The sequence below is a fragment of the uncultured Flavonifractor sp. genome (genome assembly GCF_944385615.1).
Classification (GTDB): Bacteria; Bacillota; Clostridia; order Oscillospirales; family Oscillospiraceae; genus Flavonifractor.
The window spans coordinates 172907-196144 of the sequence record NZ_CALWXV010000001.1 but is presented as its reverse complement, the minus strand read 5'-3'; the positions used below and the strand labels follow the sequence as shown (position 1 = coordinate 196144).

Genomic DNA, 23238 nt, shown 5'->3' with positions numbered 1-23238 from the left:
CCCTCTTATAAAACTACCGTTCTTTGAATAGTTTTTCTACCGGCACGTCCAAAGCGTCTGCAATGTCCAGCAGTGTGGACAGACTGGGAACCGCTGTAGCCGCTTCAATACGCTGCATATGATTCCGGCTCAAATCCACCGCTTCCGCCAAGTCCATCTGGGTCCATCCCCGTTCTTTCCGATAATACATAATATTTAACCCGATACGGACAAAGGTTTTATAGTGTTTTGCATCCATACCTCTCGCTCCTTTTGTTTAAAAGTGTAGCGAGAGCATTTCTTTTTGTAGGCAACTTATTATGCTCTTTATACACCATATTATGTTGTATTTTGTCATTCATTGTGTTATTATATTCATTGAGGTGATGGATATGCACACCAACGATTTTGAAGCGGCTTTCTCCCAGTTCCTGGACCGGCACGAATATGACGAGGCGGAAAACGCCCTGTTCGCCATGGTGCGCATCGCCTTTTCCGCCGGCTGGCAGGCCGCCGGCGGGGCTCCTCCGCAGTCGGAACGGATCTATGAACTGCTGCCCCCCTGCCCTCCTCCGGTCCCTCAGAAATGAGGCCCGTAAAATCCCTGAAAAAAAAGCCGTTTTATTATTGACATTTTTCGCAATTCCATATATATTTGTTTCGTCATAAGGGCGTACCCAACCGCCGGTTTGGGTACGCCCTTTACTACCGTTTAGAAATGGGGGAGGATACATGTCCAAGGAACTGATCCGCCTGTCGGATTGCTTCATGAAATTTGACGACGACGTCATTCTGGACCACATCAACCTTTATATCAACGATAAGGAGTTCCTCACGCTGCTCGGTCCTTCCGGGTGCGGCAAAACCACGACGCTTCGTATCATCGGCGGCTTTCAGAAGCCTACCTCCGGCGACGTGTATTTTGACGGCGTGAGGATTAATGACGTTCCCCCTCATAAGCGGAAGGTCAACACCGTTTTCCAAAAATACGCCCTGTTCACCCATATGAACATCTTTGAAAATGTGGCCTTCGGCCTGCGGGTGAACAAGATCCCCGACCCCAACAACCCCAACCGCATGGTCAAAGTCCCTGAGGCCGAGATCAAGCAGCGGGTGGAGGAGGCCCTGGCCCTGGTGAACCTGGCCGGCTACGGCAAGCGGTCGGTGAACTCCCTCTCCGGCGGCCAGCAGCAGCGGGTGGCCATCGCCCGGGCCATCGTCAACCGGCCTCAGGTGCTCCTGCTGGACGAGCCTCTCGGCGCTTTGGACCTGAAGCTGCGCAAGGATATGCAGATCGAACTCAAGCGCATCCAGCAGCAGGTGGGCATTACCTTCATCTACGTCACCCACGACCAGGAAGAGGCCCTCACCATGTCGGACACCATTGTGGTGATGAATGAAGGCAAGATCCAGCAGATCGGCACTCCCGAGGACATCTATAATGAGCCCAAAAACGCCTTTGTGGCCGACTTCATCGGGGAATCCAACATCATCGACGGCATTATGCACGAGGACTATGTGGTGGGTATGTACGGCCGGAAGTTCAAGTGCCTGGATAAGGGTTTTGCCCCCGGCGAGGCAGTGGACGTGGTCATCCGTCCCGAGGACATCGACATTGTTCCCGAGGCCGAGGGCCAGCTCACCGGCACTGTCACCGAGGTCACCTTCAAGGGCATCCACTATGATATCATCGTGGATTTCCGGGGCTTCAAGTGGCTCATTCAGACCACCGACTACTCCCCCGTGGGGGCAAAGATTGGGGTGAAGATCGACCCCGACGGCTTCCACATCATGAAGAAGAGCCAGTACTCCGGCACCTTCGGCGACTACAGCTCCTACTCCTCCGAGTATGACGAGCTGAACGAAGACCGGCTGGAGGAGAACGAAGATGAAGAATAAGTGGCTGGCTGCGCCCTATGTGGTATGGATGGCCATCTTCGTGGTGGCCCCTCTGATTCTGGTGGTGGTCTTTGCCTTCACCGGCCAGGATGGCAGCGTCACCCTGGACAACTTCAGCAACATGGGCACCTATGTGCCCGCCTTCTGGCACTCTTTTGGCCTGGCCATTGCGGCCACCCTGATCTGCATCCTCATCGGCTATCCCCTGGCTTATTTTCTTTCCCGGGAAAAGCTGATGGTACGCAAGGTGGCCATGATGCTCATCATGCTCCCCATGTGGATGAACTTCCTGCTGCGGACCTACGCCTGGATGTCCATTCTGGACGACAACGGCCTTATCAACCAGTTTCTGTCCTCCATCGGCTTTTTCAACGTTTGGAACGCCATTTTCGGCACCAACATCCAGTTTTTCCACATGATCAACACCCAGGGCGCCATTGTGCTGGGCATGGTGTACAACTTCCTGCCCTTTATGGTGCTGCCCATCTTCTCGGTCATCGACAAGATCGACCCCAAGGTCATTGAGGCCGCCCAGGACCTGGGGGCCAGCAGCTCCATGGTGTTCCGCAAGGTCATCTTCCCCCTGTCCCTGCCCGGCGTGCTGTCCGGTGTGACCATGGTGTTTATCCCCTCTGTGTCCACCTTCGCCCTGTCCCGCCTGCTGGGCGGCGGCAAGACCCTGCTGCTGGGCGATCTCATTGAAATGCAGTTCCTGGGCAACGCCTACAACCCTCACCTGGGCTCCGCCATCGCCCTGGTGATGATGGTAATCGTTTTGGTGATGATGGCGATCATGAACCGCTTTGGTGAAGGAGAAGAGGGGGTGGCTGTGCTGTGAAAAACCATCGTATCCCCTCCAGAGTCTTTACCATTCTGGTTTATCTGTTCCTGTACGCCCCCATTGTCCTGCTGATCGTCTTTTCTTTTAACGCCACCAAAAGTAACCGGGTGTGGGGCGGCTTCTCCCTGGATTGGTATGTGGAGCTGTTCCACAACAGCCGTCTATTAGGGGCCCTGCGCACCACCATCATCTTGTCGGTGCTGGCCGCCTTCATCGCCACGCTGCTGGGTACTGCCGCCGCCATCGGCTTTTACAGTATGCGCCGGCGGGCCCGCACCATCTGCCTGTCGGTCAACAATATCCCCCTGACCAACGCGGACATCATCACCGGCGTGTCCATGATGCTGCTCTTTGTGTTCGCCATTGGTGTGTTTAACGACAGCTTCCTCAGCGATCTGCTGGGGGTGCGCTGGCGCACCGGCTTCGGTACCCTTCTCATCGCTCACATCACCTTCAACGCGCCCTATGTGATCCTGTCGGTGATGCCCAAGCTGCGGCAGCTGGACCCCAACGTGTACGAAGCCGCCCAGGACCTGGGGGCCTCCGGCCTCTACGCCTTCCGCAAGGTGATCCTGCCTGAGATCATGCCCGGCGTGCTCAACGGTCTTATCATCGCCTTTACCATGTCCATCGACGACTTCGTTATCAGCTACTTCACCAAGGGCTCCGGCGTCACCACCCTGGCGGTGGAAATCTACACCGCGGTGAAAAAGCCGGTGACACCCGAGATCAACGCCCTGTCCACCCTGATGTTTATCTTCGTGTTTGTGTTGCTTCTCACTGTCAACATCCGGCAGGCCCGGCAGGAGACCGCCTCCGCCCGCCGGAAAGCCAAGCTCAACCCTGGACAGTGAACTATTTCCCGGTAACATGGCCTGTGGCCCTGTTATAAATTTCATTTCCGAAAGGGGATAAAGAAAGAAATTGAAAAAGTCTCTCGCACTCCTGACCACTTCCGCACTGTCTCTCAGCCTGGTGCTGGCCGGCTGCGGCGGCGACGCCACCGGCGAGGCCAAGGACCCCGGCACTGCCGACAAGGGCGTCGTCAACGTCTACAACTGGGGCGTTTACATTGACGAGTCCGTTCTGGAGGACTTTGAAGCCGAGACCGGTATCAAGGTCAACTATGACACCTTCGAGAGCAACGAGTCTATGTACGGCGTCCTGAAGAACGACGGCGCCAGCTACGACGTGGTCATCCCTTCCGACTATATGATCTCCCGTATGATCGAAGAGGATATGCTGGAGCCTTTGAACTTCGACAACATTCCCAATTTTGCGGACATCGACCCCGCTCTGAAGAATCCCGACTACGACCCGGAGAACCAGTACAGCGTGCCCTATATGTGGGGTCTGCTGGGTGTGATCTACAACACCTCTATGGTGGACGAGACCCCCACCAGCTGGGACATCATGTTTGACGAGGACTATGCCGGTCAGATCCTGATGTTCAACAACTCCCGGGACGCCATCGGCGTGGCTCTGAAGCAGCTGGGCTACTCCTACAACACCACCGACGAGGCCCAGATCAAAGAGGCCGTGGACCTGCTGATCCAGCAGAAGCCCCTGGTTCAGTCCTACGTTATGGACGAGATCTTTGAGAAGATGCAGAGCGGCTCGGCCGCCATCGGCGCCTACTACTATGGCGACTACCTGACCATGGCTGAGGTCAACCCCGACCTGGCCTTCTGCCTGCCTGAGGAGGGCACCAACCTGTATGTGGACGCCATGTGCATCCCCAAGAGCGCCGAGAACAAGGAGAACGCCGAGATCTTCATCAACTATATGTGCTCCACTGCCGCCGGTCTGAAGAACTGCGAGGAGATCTGGTATTCCTCTCCCCTGCTCTCCGTCCGGGAGGAGCTGGACCCCGAGGTGTCCGGCGATCCCTACGCCTACCCCGACGAGTCCATCCTGGCCAACTGCGAAAGCTTCAAGAACCTGCCCGCTGAGACCCTGGCCCTCTACGATTCCGAGTGGACCCGGCTCATGCTGGCCTCCAACTAAAACACCGCAAGAAAGCCGCACAGTTATGTGCGGCTTTCTTCTTGCCTTATCATGGAGATTGATGTAGAATGATACCTGTGCGAACCAATTTGATAGAAAAGGAGCCAATTTTTATGTCGATTTCCGTAGGAATGAAGGGCCGGGCCGAAACGGTGGTCACCCCTGAAAATACAGCCGCCGCGGTGGGCAGCGGTCTGGTCCCCGTCTTTGCCACCCCCGCCATGATCGCTCTGATGGAAAATGCCGCCGTCAACGCGGTACAAGCTCAGTTGGAGGAGGGCCAGGGCACAGTAGGCACCCTGCTCAATGTCAGCCACGATGCAGCCACCCCTGTTGGTATGAAGGTGTGGGCCGAGGCGGAGATCACCGCTGTGGAGGGCCGCAAGCTCACCTACACCGTGGCCGCCTATGACGAGGCTGGTCCCATCGGCAAGGGGGAGCATCAGCGCTTCATCATCCAGACCGACCGTTTCCTGGCCAAAGCTCAGGCCAAGAAAGAGGGCAAATAACATGTCGATTGAAAAAGGCCGGGCCTATCTGCGCCAGCGGGGCTATGAGGACCGGGTCCGGGAGTTTACCGTGTCCAGTGCCACCGTGGAGCTGGCCGCTCAGGCCGTTGGGTGTGAACCCGCCCGCATCGCCAAGACGCTGTCCTTCCTGCACGAAGACGGGGCGGTACTCATTGTATGCGCGGGAGATGCCAAGATCGACAACGCCAAATTCAAAGCCCAGTTCCACCACAAGGCCACCATGCTTACCCCGGAACAGGTAGTGACCTTTACCGGCCATGAAATCGGCGGGGTATGCCCCTTCGCCATTGAGCATCCGGGCACCGTCACCTATCTGGATATCTCCCTCCAGCGGTTTGATATCGTCTATCCCGCCGCTGGAAACGCCGCCTCAGCGGTGGAGCTCACCTGTGACGAACTGGCCCAGCTCTCCAACAGCGCCGGCTGGATCGATGTATGCAAGGGCTGGCAGACCCCCGCGCAATAGACAGGAGAAAGGTGGTTTTTTCATGAAAGAACGTCTGAAAAATATGACCGTCAGCTTTGTCTTCCTCTCCATCCTCTATTTGGTCCTGGGTTTTGTACTGCTCCTGTGGCCCACCATCATCATGGACCTCATCTGTTACGCCTTTGGTGCCATTCTGCTGCTCTACGGCCTGTTTACCATCATCGGCTTTTGCCGCAGCGACGACCGCAGCAGCGGGGCCTTCCTGGGACTCTTCCTGGGGATCGTAGCCTTGGCTGTGGGGGCCGTCATGGTCCTCTTTCCCCCGCTGATCCAGAGCATCATCCCCATCATTCTGGGCATTTATATCGCTATTGACGGCCTGCTCAGCGTCAAGCGTACCCTGGAGCTGCGTCAGATGGAGTATGGCCGCTGGAATGTCAATCTGATCCTCTCTCTCGTCTCGGCCGCTCTGGGCATTTTTGTGATCTTCCACCCCCTGCTGACTGAGGCCGCCCTGTTCCGGGTCATCGGTGTGGTGCTGCTCTACGCCGGCGTCACCGATCTGTGGACCCTCTTCCAGCTGTCCCATTGGAGTAAGGAATATCAGAAAAACCAGCCGTTTGACCTGTAAAATCACACAAAAAAGCTGTGCCCCGGAATTGTTCCGGGACACAGCTTTTTTCTTGTTATTCCTTGGGTTCAGCGGGCTTCTCGGCCTTGGGGGCCTCCGCCTTGGGTGCGGCAGCAGCCGCAGCGGCGGGCTTGGGAGCCGCAGGCTTCACCTCAGGTACCTTGCCGTCCACGGTAATCAGCTTGCGGGGGCACTTCTGTGCGCAGATGCCGCAGCCGATACACTTCTCATAGTCGATGACAGCCAGGTTGTTGACCATGGTGATGGCTTCCTTGGGGCAGTTCTTCATGCACAGGGAGCAGCCGATACAGCCGTTGTCGCACACCTTCCGGGCGTCGGCTCCCTTGTCGTGGGAGGAGCAGGGAATGGTGACGTGGCGCTTGGTCTTGTAGGGCTCCAGCGCGATGATGTGCCGGGGGCACACGTCTACGCACTTGTTACAGGCCTTACACTTCTCCTCGTCCACCTTGGCCACGCCGTCCACCACATGGATGGCGTCAAAGGGACAGACCTTTTCACAGGAGCCCAGACCCAGACAGCCGTAAGAGCAGCCCAAATCTCCCCCGCCGGGGAGCTTGGAGGCGGCCACGCAGTCGTGGAGGCCCACATAGTTGTACTGCTTGTAGTTCTGACCGCAGCCGGTGCAGTGCACCTGGGCGATCTGCTTGACAGAGGCGCCGGCAGCCACACCCATGATCTCGCCGATCTGGGCAGCCACCGCCTCACCGCCGGCGGCGCAGGCATTGACGGGAGCAGTGCCCTTCACCACGGCGGCGGCGTAACCGGAGCAGCCAGGGAAGCCGCAGCCGCCGCAGTTGGCGCCGGGCAGGCAGCCCAGGATAGCCTCCTCCCGGGGGTCCACCTCAACGGCGAACACCTTGGCGGCAATGGCCAGGACGAGACCAAAGATGGCGCCCAGTACGGCCAGAACCACCACAGCAAAAATAACAGTATTCATATTCTTCCGCCCTCCTTAACCAAAGACCTTCAGGCCGGAGAAGCCCAGGAAGGCCAGGGCCACCAGACCGGCGGCCATCAGGGCGATGGGGAAGCCCTCAAAGGCCTTGGGGCAATCGGAGAACTCCATCCGCTCCCGGATGCTGGCGAAGATCACGATGACCAGCAGGAAGCCGATACCGCCGGTGACGCCATACACCACGCTGGTGATGAAGTCATAGCTGTTCTGGGTGTTCTGCAGCACCACGCCCAGCACGGCGCAGTTGGTGGTAATCAGGGGCAGGTACACGCCCAGGGCCTCATACAGAGAGGGCATGGACTTCTTCAGGAACATCTCGATGAACTGCACCAGGGCGGCGATGACCAGAATGTAGGTCACGGTCTGCATGAAGGTCAGACCCATGGGCACCAGGATAAACTGGTTGATGGGCCAGCAGATGGCGGAGGCCAGGCCCATAACGAAGATAACGGCCAGGCCCATGCCGGAGGCAGTCTCCACCTTCTTGGACACGCCCATGAAGGGGCAGATGCCCAGGAACTGGGCCACGATGAAGTTGTTGACCAGGATGGCGCCCAGGGCTACGGAAAACAGTTGTGCCCAATCCATTACTTGGCCACCTCCTCAGTCTTTTTCTCGCCCTTTTTGGGCTTGTTCAGGAAATACTGCATGGCGGCGATGAGCACAGCCAGGGTAATGAAGCCGCCCACAGGGAGGATCATACCCAGAGCAGGGATGCCCTCGGGCAGGATGCGGATACCGTCGCCGCCGTTGAGGATGCCGCCGCCGAAGGTGCCGTTGCCCAGGAACTCACGGATGACACACATGATCACCAGGATCACGGTGTAGCCCAGGCCCTGGAAAATACCGTCCAGAGCAGAGACCACCACGCCGTTCTTATAGGCGAAGGACTCGGCCCGGCCCAGAATGATACAGTTTACCACGATCAGCGGGATAAACAGGCCCAGGCTGGCGGACAGGGACGGCAGGAAGGCTTGCAGGCACAGGTCAACGATGGTGACGAAACCGGCGATGACCACGATGAAGCAGGCGATACGGATGTTGTTGGGGATGATCTTACGCAGCAGAGAGATGATGATATTGGCCAGGGTCAGGATGACCAGCACGGACACGCCCATACCGACACCGTTGAACAGCGTGGTGGTGATAGCCATGGTGGAACACATGCCCAACAGCTGGACGGTAACGGGGTTCTGGAAGAACATACCGTCCATGAATTGCTTTTTCACATTCATTACATGTAACCTCCTTAGCCCATGCTGGCCGCGGCGGCGATGGCGCTGGTAACAGCTTCAGACACGCCGCGGGAGGTGATGGTGGCGCCGGTGATGGCGTTGATGTCGCCGCCATCCTTGGTCACCTTGACCTCACCGGTCTTGCCCACAAACTGGGCCTGCCAATCCGGCTTGCTGGCGTTGGAGCCCAGGCCGGAGGTCTCGCCGGTCTTAACAATGGAGATGCCGGTGCAGGCGCCGTCGGTGTCCACACCCACCATGACGGTCAGCGTACCGCTGAAGGAGGTGGCGGGCTTGACCTGCACCACGTAACCGGCGTCGCCGGCCTTATAGATGTCCTCCACCGTGGCGTCGCCGCCGGTGTACTGGTCCGTGACCTTCTCATAGCTGTCAGAAGGCAGCACCTTGGCCATGGCCTCCTGGGTGGTCTTCTCATTGTTGGCCGCGATGTAGGGGGCGGTCACCTCGTTGGTCAGGCCCAGCAGCAGAGCGGTGATAGCGCAGATGGCAAAGAGCACGATGACCAGAGTGGCCATCCCAGGCTCCTTTTTCTTGGTTACAGCTTCGCTCATGGTTTAGCCCTCCTTTCCGGCTTTCTTGGCAGCCTTGGCGGCGGCCTTCATTTCCTTGGTCACGCCATAGCGGTTGGGCTTGCCCACCTTGTCAATGAGCCACACGCAGCAGTTCATGATGAGGATGGAGTAGGAAACGCCCTCGGGATAGCCGCCAAAGTAGCGGATGAACACGGTCAGCAGGCCGCAGCCGATGCCGAAGATGATCTCGCCCTTCTTGGTGACGGGGCTGGTGACATAGTCGGTGGCCATGAAGAAGGCGCCCAGGAACAGGCCGCCGGTGAAGAGCTGATAGGCCATCCAGGTCAGCCGGTCGTTTCCGCCCATGGGGAACAGGAAGGTAAGCACCGCCACGGTGGCGATGTAGGCCAGAGGGATGCGGGCCCGGATGACGCCCCGCCAAATCAGGTACAGGCCACCCAGCAGCAGCATGAGGGCGGACACCTCACCGATACAGCCGCCCACGTTGCCCACAAAAGCGTCCAGCAGAGAGACGTCGGGCAGCAGGCCGCCGTGCATGTAGTCAGCGCTCAGAGGAGTGGCGCCGGTGACGATATCGGCGCCGGCCATGGTGACCTCGCCGGAGAGAAGACCGGCCCACTTGTCAGCGCCGATCCCGGGCACGACCCAGGTGGTCATGGCCACGGGATAGCACAGCATCAGGAAGGCACGGCCGCCTAGGGCGGGGTTCATAAAGTTCTGACCCAGGCCGCCGAAGAGCTGCTTGACCACCACAATGGCGAAGAAATCGCCGATGATGAGCATCCAATAGGGCAGCGTGGGGGCGCACACAAAGGCCAGCAGCACGCCAGTGACGGCGGCGGACAGGTCCTTGTTGGCCATGGACTTATGCATCAGTTTCCGGTAGGCCCACTCAAAAAACTCACAGGCCACCACGGAGATGAGGGTGGCGACGAGAGCCCGTGGTCCGAAGAACACCACGCCCATGACAAGGGCGGGCACCAGAGCGATGAGCACATCCCGCATCAGGCTCTGGGTATCAATGGGAGAGGCCACGTGGGGAGACGAGGCCACCGTCAGATTCAGCTTCTTTTCCTCATTCATGCTTTGGCCGCCTCCTTCGCCGCTTTTTCCTTGGCCGCCAGATTCCGCAGCTCACCCTTGGTCACACGGAAGGATTGGACCAGGTGAATACGGGCGGGGCAGATGTAGTTACAGGAACCGCACTCGATGCAGTCCATGACGTTGAGCGCCTCAGCCTCTTTCCACATGCCCTTTTCAGCGTACAGATGCATGTACACAGGGGTCAGGTGCATGGGGCAGACGTTGACGCAGCGGGCGCAGCGCAGGCAGACTTCCTCTTCCACCACGGGAGCAGCCTCCCGCTTGGTGAGGCAGAGCACGGCGTTGGTGCCCTTGATGCAGGTGACGTCCAGGTTGTACTGGGCAATACCCATCATGGGACCGCCGGTGAGGATACGCTCCGGCTCCTCCTTGAAGCCCTTGGCCTCGTCGATGAGGGACTGGAAGGACACACCCAGAGGCACCAGCAGGTTCTTGGGCTCCTGGATGGCGTCGCCGGTGACGGTAAGTACACGGTGGGTGACAGGCTTGCCCTCCACAACCGCGTCATACACGGCGGCGGCGGTGCCCACGTTGAACACAGCGCAACCCACATGGGCGGGCAGGCCGCCGGGGGGTACCTCCCGGCCAGTGATGCGCTGGATCAGCTGCTTCTCAGCGCCCTGGGGGTAACGGGTGCGCAGGCTCTCCACCTGCACATCGCCCTTGCCGCCCACCAGGTTCTTCAGGTGCTCGATGGCGTCCTCCTTGTTGGCCTCCACACCGATGACGGCGCTCTTGAGGCCAAAGGCCTGCATCAGGATGCGGGCGCCGCCGATGACCCGCTCGCCCTGCTCCAGCATCAGGCGGTGGTCGGCGGTGATGTAGGGCTCACACTCGGCGCCGTTGAGGATCAGGGTGTCCACCTTGCCAATCCCGGAGCTGATCTTCACATGGGCGGGGAAACCGGCGCCGCCCATACCGGTGATGCCAGCCTCCTTGACAATGTCCACGATCTCCTGGGTGCTCAGCTTGCTGTAGTCGGGATGGGGGGTGAGCTCCGAACCCCAGGTATCCTGGAAATCGTTCTCAATGACCACCGACATACACTTGCCGCCGCCCACGTAGGGACGCGGCTCCACCGCCTTGACCTCACCGGACACGGAGGCGTGGATGGGCGCGCCCAGTCCGGCGATCTCGCCGATCTTCTGTCCCACCTTGACGTGGTCGCCCACCGCGACAATGGGCTTGCAGGGGGCGCCGATATGCATGGACATGGCGATGACCACCTGCTTGGGAGCAGCGCTCAGCGGCGCTATCTCCTTGTGGCGTGCCAGCTCCTTCCGGTCATGGGGGTGCACGCCGCCGTAAAAGCTTTGCTTCATAGGTCCACCTCGCAAATCTGACCCACACACGGGCCATTTTTCTGAGTCGTTTGACCGGTATCTCAAACAGAATTATCATAGCGCAAAGCGCACAAATTGTCCAGTTAAAACCATTAAATTTCTCCCCGTTTTTTCTGCTAAACCAACAAGTTTTGTGAAATTTACATATACTTTGCCCCAAATTGAGCTCAGTGTTCTTTCTAAACCAGCTGGTTTCCAAATTGACGGAACCGTGGATTTCACCCCCGCCCCAGGGCACTTCACTTGTTTAAAACGCAGAAGTTTGAAAAGGCCGATTGACAAAGCCCTTTGGAAAAGCGTATGATTATACCTACAATTCACGCCACACCCCGCCGTCCGGCGGGAGGCGGCAGAAACGCAATGACCGGGACAGTACGGGCGGCGCATAAGCGCAGAGAGGGAGCGGCTGGTGTAAGCTCCCGTGAGGCCGCACCGGAAGGTCACCCGGGAGCGGTCCCGCTGAACCACAGTAGGCGGGGACGGTCACCCTCCGTTATTGGGGGCAGAGCGCGCGGGCCTGCCCGCGAAATTAGGTGGTACCACGGAGCGTCATGGCGGCTTCGTCCTATGGGACGAAGCCGCCATGTTGTTTTCTCCCATACCAGCCAAAGGAGGTCTTTTCCACCATGAGAATGAAAACAGCCCAGATCCTGATGGAATGTCTGCTGGAGCAGGGTGTGGATACCGTATTCGGTTACCCCGGCGGCACCATCCTGAACGTATATGATGAGTTTGAGCTGCACGGCTACAAGGATAAGATCCGCCATATCCTGACCGCCCACGAGCAGGGCGCCTCTCACGCCGCTGACGGCTACGCCCGCGCCACCGGTAAGGTGGGGGTATGCTTTGCCACCTCCGGCCCCGGCGCCACCAACCTGACCACCGGTATCGCCACGGCCTACTACGATTCCTCCCCTGTCGTATTCATCACCTGCAACGTCAGTGAGAACCTGATTGGCAAGGACTCCTTCCAGGAGGTGGATATCACCGGTATCTCCATGCCCATCACCAAGTGCAACTACCTGGTGAAGGACCCCAACCAGCTGGCCGATGTGATCCGGGAGGCCTTTGCCATCGCCCGCTCGGGCCGTCCCGGCCCGGTGCTGGTGGATATCGCTAAGAATGTCACCGCCGCCGAGGCGGAATATACGCCCCTGCCCCTATCCGAGCATCCCAACCATGGCCGTCTGGGCGCCATGCTCCGCCGGGCCAGCCACGACCTGAAGGCCCCCGAGCCTGACTCCGGCGACATCCAGACCCTGCTGGACATGATCGAGGAGGCCCACCGGCCTCTGGTGCTGGTGGGCGGCGGCGTGATCCGCTCCCGTGGCGCGGTGCCTCAGTTCCGCCAGTTCATCGAGACTCTCAATGCTCCGGTGGCTTCCACCATTATGGGCGGCGGCGCCTGCCCCGGCGACCACCGCCTGTTTACCGGCATGATCGGTATGCACGGCTCCCACGCCTCCAACACGGCCAGCGACCAGTGCGACCTGCTCATCGCCATCGGCTGCCGGTTCTCCGACCGGGTGGCCACCGACCCGGCCACCTTCGCTCCCAATGCCAAGATCGTCCACATCGACATCGACCGGGCGGAGATCGACAAGAACGTCAAGACCCACCACCACATCATCGGAGACGCCCGGCGGGTGCTGGAGCTGCTCAACGCCAAGCTCCCCGCCCACGACTACCCGGAGTGGAAGCAGTGGGTCTTCTCCCACAAGGAGGTCCCCCTGAAGAAGGACGAGATCCTCCACCCCCATGAGATTTTGGAGACCATCCAGGCAGTCACCGACGGGGACGCCATCATCGCCACCGACGTGGGCCAGCACCAGATGTGGTGCGCCCAGTATTACCACTTCTCCCGGCCGGGGCAGTTCATTACCTCCGGCGGCTTCGGCACCATGGGCTTTGGCCTGGGAGCCGCCATGGGAGCCGCCGTGGGCAATCCCGGCAAGGTGGTGGTCCAGTGTACCGGCGACGGCTGCTTCCGCATGAACTGTCATGAGCTGTGTACCGCCGAGCACTACAATATTCCCGTCATCACCGTTATCTTCAATAACCGGACTTTGGGCATGGTCCGCCAGTGGCAGAACCTCATTTACCACAAACGGTTCTCCCAGACCGATCTGGACCGGGGCCCCGACTTTGTCAAACTGGCGGAGGCCTATGGCATCCAGGGCGAGCGGGCTGCCACCCAGACCGAGTTTGAGGCAGCCTTCCGCCGGGCGGTAGCCGCCGGACGGCCCTATGTGATCGAGTGCGCCATTGACAAGGACGCCATGGTCCACCCCATGGTGTCGGCCGGTACCCCCGTTACCGACTTCATTCTGGATTAAAGGAGGGCGTGGAACATGAATGAGCTGACTGTCACCCGCCGCACCCTCTCGGTGCTGGTGGAAAACTCCGCCGGCGTCCTGTCTCAGGTCTCCCGGCTGTTCTCCCGGAAGGGTTACAACATTGAGTCCCTGGCCGTGGGCACCACCGACGATCCCACTGTGTCCCGTATCACCATTGAGGTTATGGCCGACGCCTCCATGATCGAGCAGATCATGAACCAGCTGCGCAAGCAGTTCCCCGTCTACTCGGTGCAGGAGCTGAAGCCGGAGCGGTCCATCCGCCGGGAGCTGGTGATGTTCAAGGTAAAGGCCGAGACCCACGATATCCGCAACGAGGTCATCCAGATCGCCAACATCTTCCGGGCCTCCATCATTGACGTGTCCCTGAAATCCCTCACCCTGGCCCTCATCGGTGACGAGACCAAGGCCGAGGCCATGCAGAAGCTGCTGGAGGCCTTCGGCATCCTGGAGCTGGTACGCACCGGCATGGTGGCTTTGGAACGGGGCGCTTATACCATTGAGGACGAGACCAAGGAGCAGACCGAGTTTAACTTGGGCAAAAATATCCTGTAAACTCCGTTGCTCCGCCCCCGCTCAAAAAGTTTTCAAGATTGTATCATGCTTATCATTCTTTTGTGCCCTGCTGTGCTACTATTGGGCCATCAACCATATCCGACAAAGGAGTGCAATCACTATGGCTAAGATGTATTACGAGAAGGACTGTGACCTGTCCTACCTGAACGGCAAGAAGATCGCCATCATCGGCTTCGGCTCCCAGGGCCATGCCCATGCCATGAACCTGAAGGATTCCGGCTGCGACGTGTGCGTGGGTCTGCGCCAGGGCTCCAAGAACTGGGCCAAGGCCGAGCAGGCCGGTCTCCAGGTCAAGACTGTTCCCGAGGCCGCCCAGTGGGGCGATATCGTCATGATCCTCATCAACGACGAGGTCCAGGCCGATGTGTACAAGAAGGACATTGCCCCCTACATGACCGAGGGCAAGGCTCTGGCCTTTGCTCACGGCTTCAATATCCGCTATCAGCAGATCGTCCCGCCCGCCGGCGTGGATGTGTTCATGGCCGCCCCCAAGGGCCCCGGCCACACCGTCCGCTCCACCTATGTCAACGGCAAGGGCGTGCCCTGCCTGGTGGCCGTAGAGCAGAACGCCACCGGCAACGCCTACAAGATCGCCCTGGCCTACATCGCCGGCATCGGCGGTGCCCGCGCCGGCGTTATGGAGACCACCTTCCACGACGAGACCGAGACCGACCTGTTTGGTGAGCAGGCTGTTCTGTGCGGCGGCGTGGTGGACCTGATGCGCTGCGGCTTTGAGACCCTGGTGGAGGCCGGTTATGAGCCTGAGAACGCCTACTTCGAGTGCATCCACGAGATGAAGCTCATCATCGACCTCATCAATAAGGGCGGCGTGGCTGCCATGAACTACTCCATCTCCGACACCGCTGAGTACGGCGAGTACGTCTCCGGTCCCCGTGTGCTGCCCTACGAGGAGACCAAGAAGAACATGCGCAAGGTGCTGGACGACATCCAGGACGGTACCTTCGCCGGCAAGTGGATCGCCGAGAACAAGAACGGCCGCACCTTCTTCAACTCCAAGCGTGCCGCGCTCAAGAAGCACCAGATGGAGATCGTGGGCGAGGAGCTGCGCAAGAACATGATCTGGGGCGGCGACACCGACCTGGATACTGCTTCCAACTAATATACTGCCGCTATAAAAGGGGTCCCGGAATCATCCGGGACCCCTTTTTTGAATGTATTTAAGACCATCCTGCCGGTTATGGAAAGCGCCCTCATCAGTTCGGCCGCTCCAGCCCCATCACGTCCATGCTGTGCCGCAGGTGGATGGCCATAGCGTATTTGGCCCCCGCCCCATCCCGCTTGCGCAGAAACTCCATCAGCAACGCATGATCCCGGCAAGTATCCTCCGCCAGCTGCTCCTGGTGCTCCCCCGCTGTCAGGGCGGAGGACACCGCCTGGTCGATGAGCGGGAGCAGCCGCACCAGAAATTCATTGTGTGTCCCCCGGACGATGGCGGCATGAAAGGCCCGGTCAGCCTGGGTCCGGTCGGCCCCGGCCCGGATGCACCGCTCCACCTCCGCCCCCCGGTCCAGGATAGCCGCCAGCTCCTCCTCTGTGGCCCGGCGGCAAGCCAGGGCGGCGGCCTCCGGCTCAAAGATAGAGCGCAGCTCGAACAGGTCCCGCAGCTGGCCCCGTACCCGCTCCAGCGTGGAAAAGCCGAAATCGCTCATCTCCTCCACCTCCTGGGACACAAAGGTCCCCTTCCCCCGCCGCACCTCCAGCACTCCTTGGGCGGTGAGGGTGCGGATGGCCTCCCGCAGGGTGGCCCGGCTCACCCCCAGCTCCCCGGCCAGGTCCACCTCGTTGGGCAGCTTTTCCCCCGCCTTCAGGCCCTTTTCCACCACAATGCGGCCATATAACCCCTCAGCGGTCTGCTGGGCCAAACTCTTTTTTTCCATACCCTACTTCCCTTCCGGTCAGTCCTTGACAGTTGTGCCTCTATCATATAGTATATAGTCAGACAACGCAAGTATTATCATACAACTTATATACAGATCAACAAGGAGGTCATCCCCTATGCGCAGTGACAACGTGACAAAAGGCGTGGAGCGCGCCCCCAACCGCTCCCTCTTTTATGCTCTGGGCTACACCAAGGAGGAGCTGGAGCGGCCCCTTATCGGCGTGGTGTGTTCCTATAATGAGATCGTTCCCGGCCACATGAATCTGGACAAGATCGCCGAGGCCGTCAAGGCCGGTGTCCGGGCCGCCGGGGGTACCCCGGTGGAGTTTCCCGCCATTGCCGTGTGCGACGGCATCGCCATGGGCCACATCGGCATGAAATACTCCCTGGTCACCCGGGACCTCATCGCCGACTCCACCGAGGCCATGGCCATGGCTCACCAGTTTGACGGTCTGGTGATGATCCCCAACTGCGATAAGAACGTGCCCGGCCTACTGATGGCCGCCGCCCGTGTAAACATCCCCACCATCTTCTGCTCCGGCGGTCCCATGCTGGCGGGTCGGCTCAACGACGGCCGCCGCTCCTGCCTGAGCCACATGTTTGAGGCGGTAGGCGCCTACAAGGCGGGCAAGCTGGACGAGGCCGGTGTGGAGGACTACGAGAACAACGCCTGCCCCTCCTGCGGCTCCTGCTCCGGCATGTACACCGCCAACTCCATGAACTGCCTTACCGAGGCCATCGGCATGGGTCTGCGGGGCAACGGCACCATCCCCGCCGTGTGGTCCGCCCGGCTGCGGCTGGCCAAGCACGCCGGTATGCAGATCATGGAGCTGGTGAAACGGGACATCAAGCCCCGGGACATCATGACCCCCGCCGCCTTCCACAACGCCGAGGCGGTAGACATGGCTTTGGGCTGCTCCACCAACACCATGCTCCACCTGCCCGCCATCGCCCACGAGTGCGGCATTGAGCTGGATCTGGACATGTCCAACGAGATCTCCTCCAAGACCCCCAACCTGTGCCACCTGGCCCCCGCTGGGGACACCTACATGGAGGACCTGGAGGGCGCCGGCGGCGTGTACGCCGTCATGAAAGAGCTGACCAAAAAGGGCCTGCTGGACACCTCCGTCATGACCTGCACCGGCAAGACTCTGGAGGAGAATCTAGAGGGCGTGGAAAACCGCAATCCCGAGCTCATCCGGCCCATCGAGAATCCCTACTCCCAGGACGGCGGCATCGCCGTGCTCAAGGGCAATCTGGCCCCCGAGGGCTGTGTGGTCAAGCGCTCCGCCGTGGCCCCTGAGATGATGGCTCACACCGGCCCCGCCCGGGTGTTTGACAGCGAGGAGGAGGCCATTTCCGCCATCTATGCCGGCAAGATCGTCCCTGGCGACGTGGTGGTCATCCGCTACGAGGGCCCCAAGGGCGGCCCCGGTATGCGTGAGATGCTCAACCCCACCTCCGCCATTGTAGGCATGGGTCTGGGCGAGAGCGTGGCTCTCATCACCGACGGCCGCTTCTCCGGCGCCACCCGTGGCGCTGCCATCGGCCACGTCTGCCCTGAGGCGGCCCAGGGCGGCCCCATCGGCCTGGTGGAAGAGGGCGATATTATCTCCATCGACATTCCCGCCTGCAAGATCGAGCTTCAGGTGGACGACGCTGTCCTGGCTGCCCGAAAGGCTAAGTGGGTGTGCCCCGAGCCCAAGGTCAAGACAGGGTATTTGGCCCGATATGCCAAGCTGGTCACCTCCGCCTCCCGGGGTGCCGTGCTGGAGTAAGACTCCGGGCATCGGCCCCACAAGAGGGATCAATATGAGACGATATCATCCAAAAGTAAGTTCTATCCTTCAAAGCTGGGCAGTTATCGGTATTCTGGCGGTACTGTGTGTTGGTCTGACAGGTTGCAGCTTATCTTCCCTCCGTCTATCTCAGCTGGAGGAAGAATCCAAAAAAAGCCACGTCTATGGCGAGACTGTGGATGCCTTTTTTGCGGCCTTGGATACAGGCGATGTTCAGACCATGAAATCACTTTTTTCTGTCAACGTCCAAAACGCGGACGCAGATCTGGAAGATCAGCTGGTTACGCTGACTGAGCTTTACCCTGGCCCCACCCAAATTAACCTGCGGTGGGATACAGGCAGCTCAGGCAATGACCGGATTTCCTATGGAATGCGCCGCTCGGAATTGACAGATGCCTTCCTGGTTGGTTGTGACGGAACCTATTTCTGGTGTTCCCTGAAGATGGTAGATGAAGACGACTGGGACGAGAACGAGATCGGAATTACCAGTGTAGATTTTTATTCCGCCGGTGATTATCTCAAGTACCACGAAGAAGGTTGGCCGGACTCAGACGATACGGGGCTCTACATTTATATGGACCATCCTGCGGACTATCCGGTGCGGCCCATCGAGGGATACCTGCACCGCTACGACGCAGCCACACCACCTCTGCAGGAAGAACTTGCACGGAATCTGCTGGAGAAGACCGACCGCTTTTCCGATTTTTTAGAACGATTTGGTCAGCCCAATGCGTTCGATGTATTCTGGTACTATGCATTGCAGAGAGAGGATGAAACCGTGGCCTATCTGCGTTTATGTGTTGATGAGAACAAGGACGAAATTATATCTGTGGATGTTGTGGGAGAATTTGAGTGGCTGTATGAACTGTGGGACAACCCCAAGAACGAAACTTTGTGAGGACATGGGTTTAGCCGGGACGTTTCTTCTCTGCTATACTGTGTAGTAGTAAACCCCGGCAGATATTGCTGAAGCAATATCTGCCGGGGTTTTAAACGCCTACAGGGTTCCCCTGTCAGAGGACCTCAAAACGGCAACGGTTTTTTATGCCTCCTTCTTCTTCGTATCCAGCTGAACCAGCTTGACACAGGCGGCGATAACGCCGAAGAGGAACCAATAGGTGAACATATTGCGGGGATAGAACCAGGTGTACTCCGCCACGCTGACCAGCAGAATCCCACAGAAGGCGCCCAGACCGGCAGCCAGCAGCCGCTTGACCCTTTTGTCCGCGGCGGCCCGGAAGGCCTTGACGCCGCTCTTCAGCTGATAGAGCAGCAGCGCCAGGAAGGAGATCCCGCCCCAAATGCCGGTTTCCGCCCACATCTGCAAATAGTTGTTGTGGGTGTGGACGGGATAGGTTCCGTCAAAGTTGGTGGGATAGGTCTGGAAGACCTGCTTCATCACATCGGTACCCAGGCCCACACCCTTGACCCAGTGGTCCCGCATGAGATTTTCTGTGGTGGAATAGATCTCAAAGCGGTACCGGGTGGAGCTGTCCTGCGTATTGGTGATGGTGAGGATCCGGTTGTAGATGGTCTCCGGCAGGAAGGGGATGGCCACCAATCCGGCCAGGATGAACAGGGGCACCCACCGCCAGTCCATGAGGGCCAGGAACACCACCACCGCCAGGGTCAGGCCAATCCAGCAGGAACGGCCGTAGGTGAAGCCGATAGCCGCCACGCCCACGCACAGGGAGAGCAGAGAGAGAATCTTCCCCCGCCAGCGGGAGTTGAGGAAGAGGGCAAAATCCAGGGGCAGCAGCATGACCAGCTGTTCAGCAAAGTTGTTGGGGTTGTCAAAGAAAGAATAGACCCGGCCGGGCATCCCCTCATTCACCGTCATATCCTGCTGGGAGGCTACCACATCCACCCCCACATATCCCTGATAGCAGCCATAGAGGGCGGCCACCGAGATACCCAGCACCGCCAGCGCCACCATCAGCTGGAGCTGCTCATACTTGCGTACGCTGCTCACCACCAGCAGCACCAGCAAAAAGCCGGTCAGATGGAAGGCAAAAAAGCGCATGGACAGATGGGTGGAAATAGACCCCATCAGAGCCACGCAGATGAGGCCCATATAGAGGGTCATATAGGGCCCCAGGGTGTCCAGCTCCAGCCGGTCACGGCTCCGGGAGGCGCTGCCAATAATAAACAGGCCAGCGACAGCCACCGTTCCCAGCAGGCCATAGGTATTGTTCCACATCTCATGGGGAGCCATCAGCATCACCAGCATGAACAGCCCCAGGAAGAAGAATCCGGCCCCGCCCACCGCGCTCAGGAAGCGGCAGAACAGGCTGCTGTCCCACACCGGCCGGCCCAGCTGATAGAGCCACTTGCAGATGGTACAGGGAATGTTGATGATTGCGGTAAACAAACGGCAGGACAGGCTGTTGGGCCAAGCCTTGGGTACCGTTCCCTCCCGCCAGACAAAGCGGAAGATCACACTGCCTCTCAGCTGTCTGGTGAACCACCGCTCCAGGCCTCCGCACATCCGGCCCGGCAGGCTCTCGCCCCACCCACGCCGGATGCCCAGCCAGAAGGCCAGGAAAAAGCGGAGAAACAGGCTACTTTCTGTGATAGACATCAGTATAATTACTCCTTGGAATCAGTTGTGCAGTGCTTTTTCATAGACCCCATAGGTGACCTGGGCCATTTTATGGACTTCAAATTTCTCCTGAATGGTTTGCAGCGCCCGGTCCCGGCAGGCCGCGGTAAAGGCCGGGTCCTCCAAAAACCGCTTCATGGCCCCCGCCATGGAGTCCGGGTCGTCATAGGTCACCAGCAGCCCACAGCCCGCCTGATCGTTGACGATATCGGAGTTGCCTCCCATATCGGTGGCGATCACCGGCAGACCGGCGGCCATGGCCTCAATGATGAGGAAGGACAGGGCCTCGTGCTGGGAGGAATTGACGTACAGGTCGGAGCCTTTGTACAGATTTTTGATATCCTTGCGGAACCCGATGAACTTTACCTGCTCCTCCAGACCCAGCTCCTTGACCTGAGCCTTGGAGGACTCCAACAGGGGGCCGTCCCCGGCCAGCACCAGAGTGAAGGGTTTATCTGTCAGCTGGGTCAGCCGCTTCACCGAGTCGATGAGGTATTTATGCCCCTTATCGTCGGCAAAACGGGAAGCGCACAGCATAACAAACCGGTCCTCCGGCAGCCCCAGTTCAGAGCGCAGGGTGGACTCTGACCGGTCCCCCTCCCAGGCCTCCGGGTCCACGGCATTGAAGATCACCTGGATGCGGTCCCCGCTCCAGCCGTTGGCAATGAGCTGTTCCCTGCCCTTGTTGCATACGGCAATCATCTGGTCCTGCCGCTTGTCCATCCAGCGGTTGGACAGCCGGGTGATAAAATCGTTGGCCAGCACAAAGTGGTTGGTGTACACCACCCGGATCTTTTTGTTGTATTTCTTGGCCAGCAGGGCGGTATAGTGCTCCCGCAGATAGTGGCAGTGGACCAGATCAATGTCCCACTCCCAGCACAGCTGGGCCAGCGCCTTGGCCGCCTGGGTATCAAACCGGCGGCGCATGGTGATCTGGCGGCAGGGGACCCCCATGGCCTCCAGCCGCTCCACCAGCAGCCCGCCCTCATTGTAGGCAAAGAAGGGCTGCACCAGCCCGTCGGCGGAGAGGTACTTGACCAGGGTCTCCACATACCGCTCCGTGCCCGCCTTGCCCGCGTAATTCAGCAGATAGAGTACCTTGCGCATGGCAAATTCTCCTTTTTCTCCGGCGGCTTATTTTTCCGCCCAGGTACCGGTGGCCTCCGCCTTCAGATACGCATTGATAAATCCGTCCAGATCGCCGTCCATGACGCCGTTGACGTTGCTGGTCTCATAGCCGGTGCGGTTGTCCTTCACCAGCTGGTAGGGCATAAAGACATAGGAGCGGATCTGGCTGCCCCATTCGATCTTCAGCTGGACGCCCTTGATGTCGGAAATCTTCTCGGCGTGCTGCTGCATTTTCAGCTCCACCAGCTTGGCCCGCAGCATCCGCAGACAGGTGTCCTTGTTCTGGAACTGGCTGCGCTCGGTCTGGCAAGACACCACAATGCCGGTGGCGTGGTGAATGAGGCGCACAGCGGAGGAGGTTTTGTTGATGTGCTGGCCGCCGGCGCCGGAGGAGCGGAAGACCTGCATCTCATAGTCCTCGGGCCGGATCTCCACGTCGGCGTCCTCAGGCAGGTCGGGCATAACCTCGATGGCAGCAAAGGAGGTCTGCCGCCGGGCGTTGGCATCAAAGGGGGATACCCGCACCAGGCGGTGGACGCCGTGCTCACTGCGCAGATGGCCGTAGGCGTTCTCTCCCTCAATGAGGATGGTGGCGCTCTTCAGGCCGGCTTCGTCGCCGTCCAGATAGTCCAGGGTCTTGCAGGTGAAGCCGTGGCGCTCGGCCCAGCGGGTGTACATCCGAAAGAGCATCTGAGCCCAGTCCTGAGCCTCGGTGCCGCCGGCGCCAGCATGGAAGGTGAGGATGGCGTTGGAGTTGTCGTACTCTCCGGTAAAGAGGGTGGACAGCTTGGCCTCTTCAATACCGGCCTCCAGCTTGGCAAAACCCTCCTCCACCTCGGGCACCAGGCTCTCGTCCTCCATCTCGTTGCCCAGCTCGCACAGGGTCATCAAATCCTCCCACTGGGTCTTGCGCTTTTCCTGTCCCTCGATCTTGTCCCGCAGGTTCTTCACCCGCTGCTGTACCTTCTGGGCCTTCTCCAGGTTGTCCCAAAAGCCGTCGGAGGCGCTCTCCGACTCCAGCATCTCGGCCTCCCGGCGGGCGGCCTCCAGGCCCAGAGCCTGCTCCAGCTCGTCCAACTCCGGCCGCAGATTATTGAGCTTTACCTTATATTCATCAAACTGTAACATAGATCCACTCTCATTTCCGTAAAATAGCCATATTATTATACCCAACGTCAGGGCCGATGTAAAGAGACGGGCACCAAAAAACCGCCCGAAGGCGGGCGGTTTTTATCGGCTGCTGACGGGCCAGGCCGGATCGGTACAGAAGATCAGATCGTCTACGTCTCCGTTGGGACCGGCGCGCTGAATGGTGTCATCATGCGGGTACTGTTTCATAGGGTTCCCTCCTTC

General features: G+C 59.3%; 24 protein-coding genes and 1 other annotated feature. Of the genes, 13 read left to right on the top strand and 11 right to left on the bottom strand.

The window, feature by feature from the left end; genetic code table 11:
- Positions 1-13: 13 nt before the first annotated feature.
- Positions 14-238 carry a helix-turn-helix transcriptional regulator gene (locus tag Q0J75_RS00970; RefSeq protein ID WP_297195909.1) on the bottom strand — a complete coding sequence of 75 codons (225 nt, stop codon included), beginning with the start codon at positions 236-238 and terminating at the stop codon, positions 14-16.
- Between the two features lie 133 nt (positions 239-371).
- On the opposite strand from Q0J75_RS00970, the gene Q0J75_RS00965 reads away from it, so the two are divergent.
- From Q0J75_RS00965 to Q0J75_RS00930, 8 genes are all read left to right on the top strand, one after another.
- Complete coding sequence (locus Q0J75_RS00965) at positions 372-569, top strand: hypothetical protein (RefSeq protein WP_297195908.1); 198 nt, start codon at positions 372-374, stop codon at positions 567-569.
- A 142-nt stretch (positions 570-711) separates the two neighbouring features.
- The gene (locus tag Q0J75_RS00960) at positions 712-1878 is read left to right on the top strand and encodes an ABC transporter ATP-binding protein (protein WP_297195907.1); all 1167 of its coding nucleotides are present in this window, start codon (positions 712-714) and stop codon (positions 1876-1878) included.
- On the top strand, positions 1868-2716 hold the full coding sequence (locus Q0J75_RS00955) for an ABC transporter permease (protein WP_297195906.1): 849 nt from the start codon (positions 1868-1870) through the stop codon (positions 2714-2716). Before Q0J75_RS00960 ends, Q0J75_RS00955 begins: the two co-directional genes overlap by 11 nt.
- Positions 2713-3573 carry an ABC transporter permease gene (locus Q0J75_RS00950; protein ID WP_297195905.1) on the top strand — a complete coding sequence of 287 codons (861 nt, stop codon included), beginning with the start codon at positions 2713-2715 and terminating at the stop codon, positions 3571-3573. The genes Q0J75_RS00955 and Q0J75_RS00950 overlap by 4 nt, the downstream gene beginning before the upstream one ends.
- Before the next feature lie 70 nt (positions 3574-3643).
- Positions 3644-4726 (top strand): ABC transporter substrate-binding protein, encoded by a 1083-nt coding sequence (locus tag Q0J75_RS00945; RefSeq protein ID WP_297195904.1) that lies wholly within the window; start codon positions 3644-3646, stop codon positions 4724-4726.
- 113 nt (positions 4727-4839) lie between these two features.
- Positions 4840-5235, top strand: a complete 396-nt coding sequence (locus Q0J75_RS00940) for a thioesterase family protein (protein WP_297195903.1) — start codon at positions 4840-4842, stop codon at positions 5233-5235.
- A 1-nt stretch (position 5236) separates the two neighbouring features.
- Positions 5237-5722: a YbaK/EbsC family protein gene (locus tag Q0J75_RS00935; RefSeq protein WP_297195902.1), complete on the top strand. Its 486-nt coding sequence runs from the start codon at positions 5237-5239 to the stop codon at positions 5720-5722.
- Between the two features lie 22 nt (positions 5723-5744).
- Positions 5745-6314, top strand: a complete 570-nt coding sequence (locus tag Q0J75_RS00930) for an HdeD family acid-resistance protein (protein WP_297195901.1) — start codon at positions 5745-5747, stop codon at positions 6312-6314.
- 55 nt (positions 6315-6369) lie between these two features.
- On the opposite strand, the gene rnfB is transcribed toward Q0J75_RS00930, so the two are convergent.
- Genes rnfB through rsxC form a run of 6 tightly spaced genes read right to left on the bottom strand, consistent with a single transcriptional unit; the run spans position 6370 to position 11505 of the window.
- Entirely contained in the window at positions 6370-7272 is a 903-nt protein-coding gene (gene rnfB / locus Q0J75_RS00925; RefSeq protein ID WP_297195900.1) for an RnfABCDGE type electron transport complex subunit B, read from the bottom strand.
- 15 nt (positions 7273-7287) lie between these two features.
- Positions 7288-7878: an electron transport complex subunit RsxA gene (gene rsxA, locus Q0J75_RS00920; protein WP_297195899.1), complete on the bottom strand. Its 591-nt coding sequence runs from the start codon at positions 7876-7878 to the stop codon at positions 7288-7290.
- Positions 7878-8525 (bottom strand): electron transport complex subunit RsxE, encoded by a 648-nt coding sequence (rsxE, locus tag Q0J75_RS00915; protein ID WP_297195898.1) that lies wholly within the window; start codon positions 8523-8525, stop codon positions 7878-7880. The genes rsxA and rsxE overlap by 1 nt, the downstream gene beginning before the upstream one ends.
- A 14-nt stretch (positions 8526-8539) precedes the next feature.
- Complete coding sequence (locus Q0J75_RS00910) at positions 8540-9097, bottom strand: RnfABCDGE type electron transport complex subunit G (RefSeq protein WP_297195897.1); 558 nt, start codon at positions 9095-9097, stop codon at positions 8540-8542.
- Between the two features lie 3 nt (positions 9098-9100).
- Positions 9101-10162 carry an RnfABCDGE type electron transport complex subunit D gene (locus Q0J75_RS00905; RefSeq protein ID WP_297195896.1) on the bottom strand — a complete coding sequence of 354 codons (1062 nt, stop codon included), beginning with the start codon at positions 10160-10162 and terminating at the stop codon, positions 9101-9103.
- Entirely contained in the window at positions 10159-11505 is a 1347-nt protein-coding gene (gene rsxC, locus Q0J75_RS00900) for an electron transport complex subunit RsxC (RefSeq protein ID WP_297195895.1), read from the bottom strand. The genes Q0J75_RS00905 and rsxC overlap by 4 nt, the downstream gene beginning before the upstream one ends.
- Positions 11506-11877: 372 nt before the next feature.
- Positions 11878-12097: a binding site (T-box leader), on the top strand.
- A gap of 55 nt (positions 12098-12152) precedes the next feature.
- Here rsxC and ilvB point away from each other — a divergent pair.
- From ilvB to ilvC, 3 genes are all read left to right on the top strand, one after another.
- Complete coding sequence (gene ilvB / locus Q0J75_RS00895; protein ID WP_297195894.1) at positions 12153-13862, top strand: biosynthetic-type acetolactate synthase large subunit; 1710 nt, start codon at positions 12153-12155, stop codon at positions 13860-13862.
- 15 nt (positions 13863-13877) lie between these two features.
- The gene (gene ilvN, locus Q0J75_RS00890; RefSeq protein WP_297195893.1) at positions 13878-14435 is read left to right on the top strand and encodes an acetolactate synthase small subunit; all 558 of its coding nucleotides are present in this window, start codon (positions 13878-13880) and stop codon (positions 14433-14435) included.
- Positions 14436-14556: 121 nt separating this feature from the next.
- Positions 14557-15576, top strand: a complete 1020-nt coding sequence (ilvC, locus tag Q0J75_RS00885; protein WP_297195892.1) for a ketol-acid reductoisomerase — start codon at positions 14557-14559, stop codon at positions 15574-15576.
- Between the two features lie 94 nt (positions 15577-15670).
- Here ilvC and Q0J75_RS00880 read toward each other — a convergent pair whose 3' ends face one another.
- On the bottom strand, positions 15671-16354 hold the full coding sequence (locus Q0J75_RS00880) for a FadR/GntR family transcriptional regulator (RefSeq protein ID WP_297195891.1): 684 nt from the start codon (positions 16352-16354) through the stop codon (positions 15671-15673).
- 118 nt (positions 16355-16472) lie between these two features.
- Between Q0J75_RS00880 and ilvD the strand changes: the two genes are divergently transcribed.
- On the top strand, positions 16473-18134 hold the full coding sequence (ilvD, locus tag Q0J75_RS00875) for a dihydroxy-acid dehydratase (RefSeq protein ID WP_297195890.1): 1662 nt from the start codon (positions 16473-16475) through the stop codon (positions 18132-18134).
- A gap of 34 nt (positions 18135-18168) precedes the next feature.
- Entirely contained in the window at positions 18169-19053 is an 885-nt protein-coding gene (locus Q0J75_RS00870; protein WP_297195889.1) for a DUF5104 domain-containing protein, read from the top strand.
- Between the two features lie 144 nt (positions 19054-19197).
- Here the strand turns inward: Q0J75_RS00870 and Q0J75_RS00865 are convergent, their stop codons facing one another.
- The 3 genes from Q0J75_RS00865 to prfB are packed head-to-tail and all read right to left on the bottom strand — an operon-like array spanning position 19198 to position 23013.
- Positions 19198-20736 (bottom strand): O-antigen ligase family protein, encoded by a 1539-nt coding sequence (locus Q0J75_RS00865; RefSeq protein ID WP_297195888.1) that lies wholly within the window; start codon positions 20734-20736, stop codon positions 19198-19200.
- A gap of 21 nt (positions 20737-20757) precedes the next feature.
- Entirely contained in the window at positions 20758-21864 is a 1107-nt protein-coding gene (locus Q0J75_RS00860; protein WP_297195887.1) for a glycosyltransferase, read from the bottom strand.
- Between the two features lie 27 nt (positions 21865-21891).
- Complete coding sequence (gene prfB / locus Q0J75_RS00855) at positions 21892-23013, bottom strand: peptide chain release factor 2 (protein ID WP_297195886.1); 1122 nt, start codon at positions 23011-23013, stop codon at positions 21892-21894.
- Between the last annotated feature and the right edge of the window lie 225 nt (positions 23014-23238).